10 protein-coding genes and 1 tRNA gene are annotated in these 16,139 nt (G+C 68.9%); 7 read left to right on the top strand and 4 right to left on the bottom strand.

Features of this window, described 5'->3' with window-relative positions:
- Positions 1-13: 13 nt before the first annotated feature.
- Positions 14-9,295, bottom strand: a complete 9,282-nt coding sequence (locus ACWPOC_RS21400) for a fatty acid synthase subunit beta domain-containing protein (protein ID WP_455409293.1) — start codon at positions 9,293-9,295, stop codon at positions 14-16.
- Positions 9,296-9,707: 412 nt separating this feature from the next.
- On the opposite strand from ACWPOC_RS21400, the gene ACWPOC_RS21405 reads away from it, so the two are divergent.
- From ACWPOC_RS21405 to ACWPOC_RS21425, 5 genes are all read left to right on the top strand, one after another.
- Positions 9,708-10,238: an HNH endonuclease signature motif containing protein gene (locus ACWPOC_RS21405; protein ID WP_006554755.1), complete on the top strand. Its 531-nt coding sequence runs from the start codon at positions 9,708-9,710 to the stop codon at positions 10,236-10,238.
- Entirely contained in the window at positions 10,235-10,732 is a 498-nt protein-coding gene (locus tag ACWPOC_RS21410; protein ID WP_006554754.1) for an HNH endonuclease, read from the top strand. Before ACWPOC_RS21405 ends, ACWPOC_RS21410 begins: the two co-directional genes overlap by 4 nt.
- Positions 10,733-10,749: 17 nt before the next feature.
- Positions 10,750-10,834, top strand: a tRNA-Leu gene (locus ACWPOC_RS21415).
- 69 nt (positions 10,835-10,903) lie between these two features.
- Positions 10,904-11,320 carry a transcriptional regulator gene (locus ACWPOC_RS21420; RefSeq protein WP_120284141.1) on the top strand — a complete coding sequence of 139 codons (417 nt, stop codon included), beginning with the start codon at positions 10,904-10,906 and terminating at the stop codon, positions 11,318-11,320.
- Positions 11,317-11,694 (top strand): DUF3817 domain-containing protein, encoded by a 378-nt coding sequence (locus tag ACWPOC_RS21425; RefSeq protein WP_006554752.1) that lies wholly within the window; start codon positions 11,317-11,319, stop codon positions 11,692-11,694. The genes ACWPOC_RS21420 and ACWPOC_RS21425 overlap by 4 nt, the downstream gene beginning before the upstream one ends.
- Positions 11,695-11,772: 78 nt before the next feature.
- Here ACWPOC_RS21425 and ACWPOC_RS21430 read toward each other — a convergent pair whose 3' ends face one another.
- The 3 genes from ACWPOC_RS21430 to ACWPOC_RS21440 all read right to left on the bottom strand — a co-directional run bounded on the left by ACWPOC_RS21430 (position 11,773) and on the right by ACWPOC_RS21440 (position 15,030).
- Positions 11,773-12,213, bottom strand: a complete 441-nt coding sequence (locus tag ACWPOC_RS21430; RefSeq protein ID WP_016693400.1) for a response regulator — start codon at positions 12,211-12,213, stop codon at positions 11,773-11,775.
- Entirely contained in the window at positions 12,210-13,775 is a 1,566-nt protein-coding gene (locus tag ACWPOC_RS21435) for a sensor histidine kinase (RefSeq protein WP_120282142.1), read from the bottom strand. Before ACWPOC_RS21435 ends, ACWPOC_RS21430 begins: the two co-directional genes overlap by 4 nt.
- A 70-nt stretch (positions 13,776-13,845) precedes the next feature.
- Positions 13,846-15,030, bottom strand: a complete 1,185-nt coding sequence (locus ACWPOC_RS21440) for a PP2C family protein-serine/threonine phosphatase (RefSeq protein ID WP_225623817.1) — start codon at positions 15,028-15,030, stop codon at positions 13,846-13,848.
- Between the two features lie 158 nt (positions 15,031-15,188).
- Here ACWPOC_RS21440 and ACWPOC_RS21445 point away from each other — a divergent pair, with 158 nt between their 5' ends.
- Both ACWPOC_RS21445 and ACWPOC_RS21450 read left to right on the top strand, forming a co-directional pair.
- Complete coding sequence (locus ACWPOC_RS21445) at positions 15,189-15,563, top strand: STAS domain-containing protein (RefSeq protein WP_174247056.1); 375 nt, start codon at positions 15,189-15,191, stop codon at positions 15,561-15,563.
- A 55-nt stretch (positions 15,564-15,618) separates the two neighbouring features.
- Positions 15,619-16,086 (top strand): ATP-binding protein, encoded by a 468-nt coding sequence (locus ACWPOC_RS21450; protein WP_120282139.1) that lies wholly within the window; start codon positions 15,619-15,621, stop codon positions 16,084-16,086.
- Positions 16,087-16,139 lie beyond the last annotated feature (53 nt).

Below are 16,139 nucleotides of genomic sequence, written 5' to 3' on the forward strand. Positions count from 1 at the left end.
CCGAGACCCGTGCCTACTTGCAGCCGGGCAGACCGGAGCGGTACACGTCGTCCTCACCGAGGCGGGCCTCCGGCGAGAGCAGCATGTCCGCCTCGAGCTGACGCGTGGCCGAAGCCGGCACGTGATCGTCACCGAGACGACGATCCGCAGGCCGCTGGTAGAGCGACGCTCCACCGGTCATCGCGTCCACCAGGCGACGCTTGCCGGCGACGGTGCGCTCGGCAGCCTTCGCCAGGTAGGCCTCCCGGCGCTCGGCCGGGATCGCCTCGACGAACGCCTGCGGATGGACCACCGCGATCAGACCCGACACGTGCCCGAAGCCGAGGCTCGTGAGCAGACCCGCCTTGAGCGGGAGCTGCTCGCCGAACCGGATCGGCGTGCGCGGCCACACGAGGTGCTCGAACTCCGCCATCTTCTCGTCGACACAGTCGAGGCTGCGGTTCGGCGGAACCACACCCTGCGCGAGGACCTGGCACAGGCCGATCAGCTGGAAGGCGGCGGCGCCGCCCTTGGCGTGACCGGTCAGCGACTTCTGCGAGACCACGAACATCGGGTTGCCCTCGCTGCGGCCCAGCGCACCGGCCAGACGCTCGTGCAGCTCGGCCTCGTTCGGGTCGTTCGCGGCGGTCGAGGTGTCGTGCTTGGAGATCACCGCGATGTCGTCGGCCGTGAGACCGAGCTTGCGCAGTTCCTTCGCCAGACCCGACTCGCGTCCACCGCGACCCGCACCGAGCGCACCGATGCCGGGCGCCGGGATCGAGGTGTGCACACCGTCGGCGAACGATCCGGCCCAGGCGACCACACCGAGCACCGGCAGGCCCATCTCGAGCGCGACATCGCCGCGGGCGAGCAGGACGGTGCCGCCACCGGCCGACTCGACGAATCCACCGCGACGACGGTCGTTGGCGCGGGAGAAGCGACGATCGCTGATGCCCTTGGCCTGCATGTCCTCCGACTTGGCGGTCGCGGACATGTCACCGAAGCCGACGATGCCCTCGATACCGAGATCGTCGAAGCCACCGGCGACGACCAGGTCGGCCTTGCCGAGCTTGATCTTGTCCACGCCCTCCTCGACGGAGACCGCAGCCGTAGCGCACGCCGCGACCGGGTGCACCATCGCGCCGTAGCCACCGACGTACGACTGGACGACGTGCGCGGCGATGACGTTCGGCAGAGCCTCCTGCAGGATGTCGTTCGCCCGCGACTCGCCGAGCAGCGTGTCGATGTACAGCGACCGCATCGAGGACATGCCACCCATGCCGGTGCCCTGCGTGTTGGCGACCATCGACGGGTGCACCCAGCGGAGCAGCTCGGACGGGGTGAAGCCACCGGTGAGGAAGGCGTCGACCGTGGTGACGATGTTCCACAGACCCACCCGGTCCACCGAGTCCGCCATGTCGGCGGGGATGCCCCACTTGGTGACGTCGAAGCCGGTCGGGATCTGGCCGCCGACCGTGCGGGTCAGCTTCGCCTTGCGCGGCACGCGGATCTCGGTGCCGGCCTTGCGGGTGACCGTCCAGTCGCCCGACTCGGCGTCGACCGACGCAACCGTGTTCTCCGGATCGGAGTCGACGAACGCGCGGGCTTCGGCCTCGGAACCGACGACGAAGGACAGGTCCTTGTCGAGGAAGACCGAGGTCAGCAGCGGAGCCGTGTTGTCGATCATCGCACCGTCGTCGCCGTAGCGGCGGATGCCGCAGCGCTCGACCACCGCGTCGTGGTAGCGGTCGGCGATCTCCGCCTCGGGCACCAGCTCACCGGTCTCGGTGTCGTAGAAGCCCGGCTTGGGATCGTTCTCCCAGCCGATCAGGCCCGTGACCCACGCCAGCTCGAGCACACCGGCGGCCGACAGTTCCTCGTCGACCTCCATCTCGAAGCGGGTGCGAGCGGAGCCGTAGGGGCCGAGCTCACCGGCACCGACGATGACGACCGTGTCGGCGAGGTCGGCGGTGACCGTGCCCCACTCGGGGGTCGGCAGCTCCTCGGCACGCGGAGGCTCGGGCAGCGCCGCGATGGTCGCGGTGTCGTCCTCGTCCTCCTCGACGGCGTCGGCCGCCTCCTGCGCCTGCTTCGCGAGCGCCGGCAGGTCGACGTCCACCTCGGACAGCCCACCGGTCAGGTCCGCGACGAGCGGAGCCTCGGCAGCGAGACGCGTGGCCTCCGGTCCGACCAGCTTCAGCAGCTCGCCGGCCATCTCGTCGGTCGACCAGGTGCGGACACCGGCGGCCTCGACAGCCTCGACCAGCGGGTCGTTGCCGCCCATCAGGCCCGTGCCGCGCACCCAGCCGATGAGGGCGTGGGCGAGGGTGACGCGCTCGGCCCAGGTGCGCTCGGCGCTCCACCGGTTGATGATCGCGTCGAGTGCGGCCTTGGCCTCACCGTAGGCACCGTCGCCACCGAACTTGCCGCGGTTCGGCGAACCGGGCAGCACCACGTGCAGGTGGGTGTCGACGTCGCGGTCGTACCCGATCTTCGACAGTCCGGCGATCAGTCGCTCGACCGACCACAACAGCACCCGCATCTCCATCTCGGCGCGCGCACCGGCGTCGGCGAGCGAACCCGCCACGCGCGGCGCGGCGAACGGGAAGAGCAGCGTCGGGGTGAGCGCGTCCTTGATCAGCTTCTTCGCGCCACCGGCGACCTCGACGGTCTCGGTGCCGATCCACTCGATCAGGGCGTCGACGTCGCTGTAGGACGCCATGTTCGCGGGAACCACCCACAGGGCCGCACCGGCGCGAGCGTTGCGTGCGTACAGCTCCTTGTAGAAGCCCAGGCGGCTGTCGTTCAGCGAGGACGTGGTGACGACGACCGTCGCGCCGCCGGCGAGCAGCTTCGCGGCGACGGCTGCGCCGATACCGCCCTTGCTGGCGCCGGTGACCACGGCGACCTCGTCCGCGTACTCGGCACCCTCGGTGACGACGGCGGTCTCGGCGATCGCGGCGTAGGTCTGCGCGAGTTCCGTACGACCGGCCTCGGTGGCCTTGCGGCCCCAGAACTCGGCGTGCGCAGCCACGGTCCGCCCTGCACCGGTGAAGCGCTCGACCTCGAGCTGCTCCCCGAGCCAGACGCGCGCCAGGTCCTCGCGGGCGGTGGCCCAGCGATCGTCGATCAGGACGGCCTTGCGCTCGTCGAATGCCGGAGCGACCAGACGCGGCCAGTCGGAGCCGAGCTCGGCGGAGACCAGGTCGACGAGTTCGTCGTCGGCCTTGTCGGCCAGGCCCGAGACCTGCTCGGTGTGGCCGAGCTGCTCGAGCACGAGACGGGCGGCACTGGCGAGAACCCCGTCGCGACCGGTGATCTGCTCGGCGAACTCGCCGAGGGCAGCGGCGTCGACCGTCGCTCCCCCGCCGCCCCCGGCGGACGGCATCGACACGGCGATTCCGCGACGCGAGGCCACCGACTGCACGGCGGCGTCGATCAGCTTGTCGACCGAAGCAGCATCCGCGAGGGCACCGTCGCTCAGGCCGCCCAGGTCACCGCCGCGGACGGACGAACCGTCGCGGCTACCGAGAGCAGCTTCGGCGGTGACGTGCGACGCCCAGCCCTCGCCCAGACCCCACACCTTGGTGACGCGGTCGGCGACGTAGGCGGGACGCTTGCCCGACGGACCGAACACCTTGCGCAGATGATCGTTGATCGAGTCCGACAGCACCGGGCCGAAGGGTCGGTAGGTGCGGGCGAGACGGTCGACCGTGCCGGCGAGGGCACCCATGTCGGCGTCGGCGGCACCGTCGATCGCACCGAGCGAAAGCTCGGAACCGAGGTCGACGAGCAGCTGGTTGCGGCGCGAGGACACGCCGTCGCACAGCGCCTCGATCGTGTCGGCGGGACCGATCTGATCCGGGCGCAGCTTCGTCCACAGGGCGATGAGCACCTTGGTGGCGTCGGCGGCCTTGAACGCGATGTCGTCCGGGGTCGGGCCACCGGCCGGCGCAGCGGGAGCCGCGGCGGGTGCCGGGGCCGCAGCAGCGGCAGGCGCGGCGTCGGCGGCCGGTGCGGCCGGCTCGTCGTCCTCGACCGGAGCGGGATCGGTGTCGGTCGAGTACACGATCGACGCCTCGCGCTCGATATTGAGCACCTCGACGGGCTGACCGAAACGACCGGGCAGCTTCAGCGTCTGCGACGCGAGGTTCGCGACGGTGGGCGCGCCACCGAGGCCGACCTCGACGAACCGCTCGACACCGAGACCACCGTCGGCCTCGCCGGCGAACAGCAGGTCCTGCGTCTCGATCCAGCGCACCGGCGACGCGAACTGCCAGGCCAGCAGCTCGGCGAGCACCACGCGGGTGAGCTCGACCGGCTTGGCCGACCAGCTGTCGAAGTCCGCGAGGACGTCGGCGAGCGGCTGCGACGGCACCAGGTCGGCGATCTCCTGGATGAACTCGCGGCCCAGGTTGAACGGCTTGGGCACGAGGTTCGGGATGTACCGGCCGATGAGGATGTTCGGGTCGATCTCCTGCGGCAGCAGGGCGAGCAGACGCTCGCGGAAGTCGTCGACACCGCCGCGCAGCACGGTCGAGTGGAACGGCACGTCGATGCCCGGGACCAGGATGAACGCGCGCTTGCCACCGAACTCGGCGACCTTGCGCTCGATCACGGACTCGAGGGCTTCGAGGCCGGCGACCGTACCGGCGATCGCGTACTGCGAGCCGCGCAGGTTGAGGTTGACGATCTCCAGGAATTCCCCGGTCTCCTCGGCGACACCGGCGACGAAGGCCTGCAGGTCCGCATCGTCCACACCGAACTGCGACGGCCGGATCGCGGCCATGCGGTAGTTCGAGCGGCCGTGCTCGTCGCGCGGCACGAGGGCGTGCATCGCGGAGCCGCGCTGGAAGACCACCTCGAGGACGGCCTCGAGCGGCAGCACACCGGCGACCGCGGCGAGCGCGTTGTACTCACCCACCGAGTGACCGGCCAGGAAGGCGTCGTCGACGAACGCGCCCGCCTCCTTGAGCTCGGCGATCTGCGCGACACCGAGGGTCGCCATCGCGACCTGCGTGAACTGGGTCAGGTGCAGCACGCCGTCGGGGTGCTTGTGGGTGACACCGCGAGCCTTGAGAACCGTCGGGTTGTCGCGGACCACGGCCAGGATCGAGAAGCCGAGCGCCTCGCGGGTGTGCTTGTCGGCGCGCTCCCAGATCTCGCGGGCGGCCTTCGAGCGGGCACGGGCGTCGAGGCCCATGCCGGGACGCTGGATGCCCTGGCCCGGGAAGGCGTAGACGGTCTTCGGCGCGGCGATACGGCCGGTCGCGACCATCACCAGATCACCGTCGACGCGGCAGCCGACCTCGACGACCTCGGCTCCACCGTCGGTGGCGATGCGGTCGACGCGCACGTCGATCTTCGCGCCCGGACGGACCATGCCCAGGAAGCGGGTGGTCCACGCCGTCAGGCGACGGACCGGCAGCTTCGCGTCCTGCTCGATCGCGGTGACGACCTGCTGGGCCGCGGCCGACAGCCACATGCCGTGGACGATCGGGCTTCCGAGACCGGCGAGCAGCGCGGCATTGTCGGAGGTGTGGATCGGGTTGTGGTCGCCGGAGACCTTCGCGAAGGCGCTCATGTCGGTCGGCGCGACGATCACGGCGTCGCGGCGGCGGCGACGCGGGGTGTCGGCGACGGCCTCGGTGAGAGCGCCACCGGCGCGAACCGGATCGGCGAGATCGGCGGTGCCGGTGCGGCCGCGGATCGCGAACCGCTCGGCCAGGGTGGCGACCACCCGGTCGCCCGAGCCGTCACCGCTGTCGGCGGTGATGACCACGTCGACCTCGACGACGCGACCCAGGTCGGTGTCGGAAACACCGGTGACCTCGGCCTTGACGCCCAGGAAGGCCGGATCGGTGGGCAGACCGTTCTTGACGTCGATCGCGTGGTCCAGGTGAACCAGGTCGAGCATGCCCTCGATGACCGAGAGATCGGTCTCGGTGCGGGCGGCGCCGAGCGCGGCGAAGACGGCCGGCCAGCAGGCACCGACGAGCACGTCGGGCACACCGTTGCCGCTCGGCGTCAGGGTCGCGGGCAGACCCGAACCGGTGACACCGGCGTGGTCGGCGATCTTCTCCGGGAGCCAGCCCAGAGTGATACGGGCAGCGCCCTTCTTGACCTCGGGCAGTTCCTGACCGGCGGCGACACCGAGCAGAGCCGACATCGACGCGTCGGCGTCGGCCTCGGTGACGACGGGCGCGCCACCGGAGACGACCGAGGCGGGCACGGTCAGGCGGATCTCGACGGCCTTGTCGCGCACCAGCGGAACCCGCAGGCCGACGTGCTCGTCGTCGAGGATCGTCAGGGTCGCACCCGTCGGGGCGTGCGAGGCAGCGGTCTCCGACTCGACGGTCCACTCGTCCAGATCACCGAGACGGTGGATCGGGTTGCGGGTCTGGCGACCCGCCCACGAGACGTCGGACGAGGACAGCACGGCGTCGAGCAGACCCGGCGCGATGTCGCGGTGGCGACGCGCGGGAAGCTCGACGGGCTCCGCTCCCTCGGCGACGAGCTCGTCGGCCGTGGCCTTCTCGAAGCGGTCGAGGAGTTCACCGACCGGCTCGTCGACGCGGGTGATGCCGGCGACGGCGACGGTGCCGGGGATGACGCAGACCTGGTCGGCGGAGTAACGCGGATCGTGGGCCTGCCACAGCGAATCCGAACGCCACCAGCGACGCACGTCCTGGTCGACGACCGGAACGAAGTTCACGGGCTTGCCGGGCGTGCGGCACAGCGACACGAAGAACGGCACGTCGGCGGGGTGCAGCACGACGTCGCCCGCGTCGGGGTACTGCGCGAGCAGAGACTTGATCGCGGCGTACGGGCGCTCGAGCACCGCGTCGTCGTCGAACAGCGTCGGGATCGGGCCCCGGCAGACGGGGTGCAGGCGGGCCTCGGCGCGCTGCAGCATGTCGCGGAAACGCTCACGCCACGACACGTCCAGCCACGGGCTGGTGTGCGCCTCGGCGAGGACGTCCGCCAGATCGGTGCCGCAGTCGAACTCGGCACCGTTGTCCGCGCCGACGGCCAGCTCGAGGTAACGCTCGAGCCACTGCAGGTAGGTCATGGTGTCGAGGTCACCGAAGTACGGCTTGGCCGTTCCGTTCAGGGCCTCGATGATCTCGTCGCGGCGTGCGGCCACGGCGTCGGCGTCACCGGCGACCTCGTCGAGGAGTCGACCCGTGCGCGATGCGGCGTTGTCGATCTCGTGGATGTCGGCGCCGAGCTGGCTGCGGCCGGAGGCCATACCGCCGGTCGCGGTGCCGGCGGCGACCCAATCGGGGGTGCCGGGGGTATCGACGAGCAGCTGCTTGACCTCGGGAGCCGTGGTGGCCTCGAGAGTCGCCATCGCGGCGGTGCCGACGAGGATGCCGTCGAGCGGCATGGCCGGGAAGCCGTAGACGGTCGACCAGCGACCGGTCAGGTACTCGGCGGCCTTCTCCGGCGTGCCGATGCCACCGCCGACGCACAGCACCAGGTTCGGGCGCGTGCGCAGCTCGGCGTAGGTGTCGAGGAGCAGGTCGTCGAGGTCCTCCCACGAGTGGTGACCACCGGCGCGGCCGCCCTCGATGTGGGCGATGACCGGGTAGTCCGGAACCTCGTTGGCGATACGGATCACCGAACGGATCTGCGCGACCGTGCCCGGCTTGAAGGCGACGTGCTCGATGCCGGCCTCACGCAGGTCGGAGATGATCTGCACGGCCTCGTCGAGCTCCGGGATACCGGCGGTGACGACGACACCGTCGAAGGGCGCACCGGCCGCGCGGGCCTTGGGCACGAGACGCTTGCCGCCGACGTGCAGCTTCCACAGGTAGGGGTCCAGGAACATCGAGTTGAACTGGACGGCGCGACCCGGCTCGAGCAGCTCGGTGAGCTCGGCGACGTGGTCGGCGAAGATCTGCTCGGTGACCTGGCCACCACCGGCGAGCTCGGCCCAGTGGCCGGCGTTCGCGGCGGCGGCGACGATCTTCGGATCGACGGTCGTGGGGGTCATGCCCGCGAGCAGGATCGGCGAGCGGCCCGTCAGGCGGGTGAAGGCCGTCTCGACGGCGATGCGGCCGTCGGGCAGCGCGACCGGCTTCGGAGCGAACTCCGACCAGGCACGCGGAACCTCGGGCTCGGCGCCCGGGGTGAGGAGGTTGCGCTGACCGCCGCGGGTCGCGGCGGCGATGATGCCGACACCCTGACCACGCAGGCCCGAGCTGGTCATGCGGGTGAGGAGCTCACCCGGACCGAGGTCGAGGATCCACGAGGCGCCGGATGCGACGGCGGAGTCGACCTGCTCGACCCAGTCGATCGGGGCGACGAGGATGGCCTGCGCGAGGCTGCGCGCAAGCTCGGCGTCGAGCTCGCAACGGGCGGCCCAGTCGGCGACCTGCTCCACGGCGTCCGCGAAGGCGGGGTGATGGAAGCCGACCTCGGCCGCGACGGGCTCGAAGGTCGGGGAGAACACGGCGCCACCGCGCTTCTTGGCCTCACGCTCGCGGGTCTCTGCGGCGGAGATCTGCTCGCAGCGCTGCTGCACGCGCTCGAGAGCGGCGGGCGGGCCCGACAGCACGACGCGACGGCGTGCGTTGCGGATCGCGACGACGGCGCTGCGCTCGGGGTCCTGGCCCTCGAAGACCTCGGCGACGATCGCGCGCAGGCGCTCGGGGTCGACGTTGGCGACGGCGAGCATCGGGTACTTGCCGGCGCCGGAGATCAGGCCGCGGCGGCGACCGACGAGGGTCGCGGCGGCACCGATGAGCTGAGCGATGGCGAGGATCTCGGCATCCTTGCGGCCGGCGGCGGCGACGGACTCGACGGCGAGGACGCCCTGCGAGTGGCCGATGACCGAGCTCGGCGCGACGGAGTCGACGTCGAGGCCCTGGTTCGCGAGCGCGCGCAGCGCGGCGACCTGGGTGAGGAAGACGCCGGGAAGCGACACGGCGGCAGAGGTGAGAGCTGCTTCGGAGGGGCCGGCGGGCGCGTCGTCCTCGTCGGCGAGTTCGGCCTCGAGGATCCACGCGACGGGGTCGAAGCCCGTCGGGCGGACCACGACGAGGTCGCTCGCGACCGGGGCGAGGTGCGCGGTGGCGCGGTTGACCAGGTCGGTGAGGACCGGTTCGAGTCCGTTGTCGCGGCTGAGCTCCTCGAGCGAGGTGAGCCAGGGGGCACCCTGGCCACCGAATGCGAGCGCGTAGGGCTCACCCGCGAGGAGCTTGTCGACCAGAGCACGGGCCGGAGCGGCTGCCGTGGACCGATCGGTGGTGCGTCGTGATGCCTTCGAGTTCCGTCCGTTGTCGCCTGGTGTGGTCTCGTCGATCGTCACGCGTGTGGTTCCTCTCCTGAACACCCCGGCGTCGAGGCTTCGTGTGTCAGCGCTGCGCGCCGGTGTGCTGCTGGACTAGTGGTCCGCTGTTCGGGCACGCCAAGGTTCGCACAAAATCATGAGGGGTTCCTCATGTTTTGTTTCACGCAGTTTGCCCGGCACCCCTCCCACCAGTGATTTCGCTCACACGCTCGCTCGAAAGTAACTGGTCGGTAACCCGAATCACTCCTGGCTGCGCCGATGCGTGGACGTCCATGAACCCGAGGAATCCCTCACGTTTTTCGTTATCGAATCGTTACCTGTTGACGGGCGTCGCGGATCGTGCATCGCAAGATCGACAACGTGTCGGACCCCCGCGATAGCTTCGGGACAATCGAACAAATATTCGACAGGGGGCACGGTGGGGAGAAGGGTGAAGTACACGCGGGAGGTCCTCGAAGAGGCGGTCGCGAAGGCGACCAGCGTCGCGGGCGTGTTGAGGCAATTCGGATTACGGGAAGACGGCGGCAACCATGCCAACATCAGCCGACGAATCAAGCTCTATGGAATCGACACGTCCCACTTCCGGGGTATGGCCCACCAGAAGGGGATACCGCCCCGGAACCGCCTGCACTGGTCGGAGGTGCTCACGGTCTCACCGGCCGGCTCCAACCGTAGAGAAGCTGCCCGCCTCAGACGAGCGCTCATCGAATCCGGGCGGTCGCACAGGTGCGAGAACTGCGGCACCGGTCCGGAATGGCGGAAATCGCCGCTCGCACTGCACGTCGACCACATCGACGGCAATCCGAACGATTCCCGTCCGGAGAACCTCCGCTTCCTGTGCCCCAACTGCCACAGCCAGACACCTACCTGGGGCAGGAGGATCCGGCACAACCGACCCATCCGAGCCCTCGACGCGGCTCCAGCCGAGTCGAGCATCGAGGCGGAAGCGGGGACACGGTGACACGACCGGTCAAGTACACGAAGGAGATGCTTGAAGAGGCAGTTCGCAGCTGCGTCAACTTCGCCGACGTCATGCGGTACTTCGGTCTCAAACCCAACGGAGGACATCACACGCATCTGACCCGCAGGATCAGGGCACTCGGTATCGATACGTCCCACTTCACCGGCCGCCCTCCCGTACAGGGTGGGCCTGTGGTGAAGCGGCACTGGACCACGATCCTGGTCGAGACACCGGCAGGCTCGCCACGAACCAAACCTCATCTGCTGCGTCGGGCTCTCATCGAGTCCGGTCGCCCACACGAATGCGAGGGTTGCGGCACGGAGCCACATTGGTACGGCCAGCCGTTGGTCTTCCACGTCGACCACATCGACGGAAATCCCAACGATTCGAGACCCGACAACGTCCGGTTTCTGTGCCCCAACTGCCACACCCAGACATCGACCTGGGCCGGGCGACGCCGCTTCACCTTCCGTAGGGAAGAGCCGTCCTCGTGACGTATTGTGTCCGTGACGCGCGAGTGGCGGAACGGCAGACGCGCTGCGCTTAGGACGCAGTGTCCATAGGACGTGGGGGTTCGAGTCCCCCCTCGCGCACCACGTGACCTCACCCACGGTGCACCGACCGGTCTTGGCAGGTCGGTGCACCGTTCGGGTACCGTCGAGGGCGTGTCCGAGCATCGCCCTCCCCGCCGGTTGGCCCTGATCATCCTGGTCCTGGTGGCCGCGGCCGGATGCCTCGGCCTCGGTTACTGGCAGTGGACCGCCTTCGAAGCGGTGGGCGGCACCTACCAGAATCTCGGCTACGCGCTCCAGTGGCCTGCCTTCGCATTCTTCTGCGTCTACGCCTATCGACGCTTCGTGCGCCTCGAAGCGGAGGAGCAGGAAGCCGAGAGCACCGGCGGACGACGTCCGTCCGAGCCGGACGGGCCCACCGAGATCCCCGAGGATCTTCTCCCCACCCGTCCGCGCACGCTCGCCGAGGCACGCGAGCAGGAAACCGCGGATCCCGACGCACGACAGATCAACGAGTACAACGAGTACCTCGCGCAACTCGCGCGCAGGTCCGATAGGAGCGCTCAGTGAGCACGACCCCCGAGCAGGCGTCCGGCCAAGCCACCACGCCGCGCGTCGTCAGTGAGGCCGACCGGAAGAAGATCCGGTCCGCCCTGCTGCGTTACCGCGTGCTCGCCTACGCGACCGGTATCTGGCTGCTGATCCTCACCGGTGAGATGGTCGCCAAGTACATCATCGGTGTCGAGAACGTGCCGGCCTGGATCGCGATCGTGCACGGCTGGGTGTACGCGGTGTACCTGGTCCTCACCTTCGACCTGTCGATCAAGGTGCGCTGGCCGATCGCCCGGACGGTGTGGACGCTCCTGGCGGGTACCATCCCGTTCCTGTCCTTCTTCGTCGAGCACAAGCGCACTCAGCAGGTGAAGGCCGACTTCGGCGTCTGAGCCGGCAACCTCCACGAACACGAATCGGGCGGATCCTTTCGAAGGATCCGCCCGATTTCGTTGTGCCCGTGTGCGCGCTCAGCGTCGCGGCAGGCGCACCACCTGGACGAAGAACTCGTCGATCTGGCGCACCGCGCGGATGAACTGGTCGAGGTCGACCGGCTTCGTCACGTACGCGTTGGCGTGCAGCTTGTAGCTGCGGAGGATGTCCTCCTCCGCTGCCGAGGTGGTAAGGACGACGACGGGGATGTCGGTGAGGTCGGTGTCGGACTTGACCTGCTCGAGGACCTGCCGCCCGTCGTACTTGGGCAGGTTCAGATCGAGGAGGATCAGGTCGGGCCGAGGGGCGTTCTCGTACTCCCCGCGCCGGTAGAGGAAGTCGAGTGCCTCCTCGCCGTCGCGGACCACGTGAAGGGTGTTTCCGATCTTGTTGTCCTCGAACGCTTCGCGCGTCATCAATTCGTCGCCGGGGTCGTCCTCGACTAGGAGGACGTCGATCGGCCGCCCGGAAACGCTCATGCAGATGCCCCTTTCAGAGCGACTTCGGTTGCAGACATGTCGTCGCCTGCCTTGGGAATCGTAAAGCAGAATCGACTGCCTTCCCGATACTGCGGGTCGAGCCAGATCTCTCCACCGTGGTATTCGACGATCTTCCGGCAGATCGCCAGGCCGATGCCGGTGCCGGTGTAGACGTCCCGGCCGTGCAGCCTCTGAAAGATCACGAAGACCTTGTCGGCGAACTCCTCCGCGATACCGATGCCGTTGTCCTGCACGGAGAATCGCCAGAACTCGTCGTCCCCGTCGACGATCTCCTCGCAGTCGACCCGGATCTCCACGGGACGGTCCTCATGGCGGAACTTGATCGCGTTGCCGATCAGGTTCTGCCACAACATGATCATCAGTGTGGGATCGCCCACGATCGTCGGCAGGGACTCGGGCCGCGTGATCGTCGCCCCGGATTCGTCGACCGCCTGCGAGATGTTCGTCAAGGCCGCGTCGAGGGTCACGTCCAGTTCGGTGCGGACGTGCGCGTCGCTGACGCGTCCGACGCGGGAGAAGGTCAGCAGATCGTTGATGAGCACCTGCATACGCTTCGCGCCGTCGACCGCGAAGGCGATGTACTGGGTGCCGCGTTCGTCGAGCTTGTCGCCGTAGCGCTTCTCGAGGAGTTGGCAGAAGGACGCGACCTTACGCAGCGGCTCCTGCAGGTCGTGGGAGGCGACGTAGGCGAACTGTTCGAGTTCGGAGTTCGAGCGCCGCAGTTCCGTCGTCTGGTTCTCGAGTTGCTCCTCACGCTCGTGCGCGACCTGCAGTTCGCGCACGATCCGCTCGCGCATGTCCTCGACGTCGCGGCCCAACGCATAGATGTCGGCGGGGCCCTGCGGCACGATTTCGCGCTCGAAGTTCTGCCCCGCGACGACGCTGCGCGACGCCTGCCGCAGACGTTGGATCGGGCGTACCACGATCGTCTGGAGCAGGACGGCCAGACCGACACCGGTGAGGAGGAACACCACCACCATGCCGGCGAGGATGCGATCGCGCGTGGTGCGGGTGTCCTCGAGAGTTGCGATGCCGTCCTCTCGGGCCTGTGTGAGGTCGGCGTTCTGGACGTCCAACGCCGTCCGGATCCGGTCGAATGCGTCCCGGCCGGCTGCGACGACCGCGGGGTCGACGAACTGCGGTTCCCCCGGCACGACGGTGGAGATGAGCGGCTCGGCGTACACGCGTCGCCACTCCGCCGCATGCGCTTCGATCGCTTCGAGGTCCGCCATCAGCTTCTCCTCGTCGCCGACGAGGGCTCGCAGCTCGGCGGCCGCGGCTTCCTCCTCACGTCGCCCCTCCTCGTAGGGCATGAGGAAATCGGGATCGGCGGCGAGGATGTAGCCCCGCGCGCCGGTCTCCTGGTTGATCAGTGCCGATTGCAACCGGTATGCCTCGACGCGAGCGGGCTGGATCCGGTCGCGCACGTAGTTGGAGTATTCGGTCGTCTCACGGAGGAAGTGACTGCCGACCACGGTGCCGACGACGACCAGCACACCCATCACGCCGAGTACGAGCAGGAACCATGCCTGGACCGTCATCCTGCGAGACGGAGGGCGACGCACGTCCCCCGTCTCCGCCGTTGCGTCGCTGTTCGTCATGCGGTGGTGATCACTTCCTGTTCCATTGCACGTGGACGACTGCCACGTCGTCGGACAGTCCTCCCCGACTGTCCGCGAGTTTCTCGGCACCGTCGATGAGCGAGTCGGTGAAGTCGGCGGCCGGCAGATGGGCGCGTTCGCGCGCGAGCTCGAGGAGTCCTTCCTCACCGAGTCGTTCCGGGCCGTCGCCCCGATGGCCCTCGAACAATCCGTCGGTGAACAGCACGATCGCGCCGTCCTCGGGCAGATCCAACTCGTGAACGGGCCAGGTGGCCCCTCCCGGCAGCAGGCCGAGGGCGGGACCACCGGGCGCTTCGACCCAGTCGATGGTTCCGCCGTGGCGGAGCAGCAGCCCGGGATGACCGGCGCGCATGACCTCGACGGTGCTGCGGTCGGCACACATCGTGAGGTTCGTCATCGACGCGAAGAAGCGGCTCTCCGTGCGCTCGGCGACGAGCAGTTCCTCGAGTTGGTGCAAGCGGCGGGGGCCGTCGACCCCGCTGAGCACGAGCGTGCGCCACGCGATGCGTAGGCCCACGCCGAGGGCTGCCTCGTCGGGACCGTGACCGGAGACGTCGCCGATGAGGACGTGGACGGTTCCGTCGCCGGTCTGCACGACGTCGTAGAAGTCGCCGCCGAGAAGAGCCGACGACCGGCCGGGTCGGTAACGGGCGACGACGTCGAAGTCCTGCCCGTCGCGCAGGAGCGGGGACGGGAGCAGGCCGCGTTCGAGTCGGGCGTTCTCCTGCGCGTGAAGCTGACTCGCCTGGAGTTCCGCCGCCGCGATCTCGGTCTGCTTTCGCTGGATGGCGTAGCGGACAGCGCGGCCGAACAGATCGGGTTCGACGCGTCCCTTGACGAGATAGTCCTGGGCGCCCACGGACAGCGCGGCGAGGCCGGTCTGTTCCTCCGCGAGGCCGGTGAGGACGACGATGGGGACGGAATCGGTGATCTCCTGGATGCGGGCGACGGCTTCGAGGCCGCTCGCATCGGGCAGGTGGAGGTCGAGAAGTACGCAGTCGGGAGCCGATGTGGCGAGTTCGTCGCGGGCCTGCGCGAGTGTCTGCACCCACACGACGGTCATCTCGGGGGCACTGTCGACGACGAGTTCCTCCACGATGAGCGCGTCACCCGGATCGTCCTCGATGAGGAGCAACGACGGTGGTTCGACCGACTCGCTCTGCGCTCGGTGCATGTCCACTCGGCGCCCCTCCCTCCCTGCTCGAAAGGGAACATTACAGACTCGACGACAGCATGGTCACAGGGTGGTCACGGCGGGTCGCGGCCGCGGCCGATGGACCGTTGTGTGCATCTATCGGCACGATCTTGCATGATGGCAAGGTGAACGATCCCATGACCGCGCATCCGCATATGACTCTTTCCACGACCCGTAACGGCTCCGTGGCCGTGCTGTCCGTCAACGGCGAAGTCGACATGACGAGTGCCCCGCTCCTCGAGCAGGAAGCCCTCGCGCTCCTCGACTCCGACATCTCCGGACTGATCGTCGATCTCAGCGGGGTTGATTTCCTCGCTTCGATGGGTATCGCTCTGTTGGTCGAGTTGTCCAAGCGAGCCGCCGACAGCACCGGTTTCGCCGTCGTGGCACACGGCAGTGCCACGGCACGCCCGCTCGAACTCCTCGGCCTCGGAGAGGTCCTGGCGATCCATCCGAAGCTCGACGACGCGCTCGTCGGCCTCGGTGCCTCGCCGGAAGGCGTCTCCGAGTAGACCGCCGTACCCGTCGAACCGAGGAGCCATGTCGTCTGCGCCCGAGGAGTCAGCTTTGCTCTTTCCCGACGAGATCCGTTCGTCGGGTGTGCGAGCCGACCCGACCGAGATTGCAGGCCTGCGGGTCGTCACGAGGCGGTGGCTGGCGAAGCTCCCCCTCAGCGAGGACCAACGACAGGACATACTGCTCGCGAGCTACGAAGCGCTCGCGAATGCCGTCGAGCACGCCTATGCGCCGGACGATGCGCACGGCACGCTCGACTACGAGGCGACGTATCTACCCGACGAGGGTGAGGTGGTCGTGCGGGTCGTCGACCACGGCTCCTGGCACGACGCCGTCGACAGCGACGCCCGACGTTCACGCGGTCACGGGCTGACGCTGATCCGCAATCTGGCCAGCGACGTCCGGGTCTCGGCCGGCCCGAAGGGCACGATCGTCGAGATGCGGTGGGTCCTCGACGAAACGGACAGGGCTGAGGACGACAGGGCCGGGGACGAACTCTCGTCCCACGACGCGAGCTGATCTGCGCGGTAGGCGCGCGTCGCGAGTTCCCCGATTCGAAGCGGCCGTGGGAG

The organism is Rhodococcus sp. 5G237 (genome assembly GCF_053764735.1).

Excerpts from the sequence above, each read along its gene's own strand:
- ACWPOC_RS21430 (WP_016693400.1), bottom strand. The coding sequence starts at position 12,213 with ATGAGCGTTTCCGGGCGGCCGATCGACGTCCTCCTAGTCGAGGACGAC.
- ACWPOC_RS21435 (WP_120282142.1), bottom strand. The coding sequence starts at position 13,775 with ATGACGGTCCAGGCATGGTTCCTGCTCGTACTCGGCGTGATGGGTGTG.
- ACWPOC_RS21440 (WP_225623817.1), bottom strand. The coding sequence starts at position 15,030 with ATGCACCGAGCGCAGAGCGAGTCGGTCGAACCACCGTCGTTGCTCCTC.
- ACWPOC_RS21445 (WP_174247056.1), top strand. The coding sequence starts at position 15,189 with ATGACCGCGCATCCGCATATGACTCTTTCCACGACCCGTAACGGCTCC.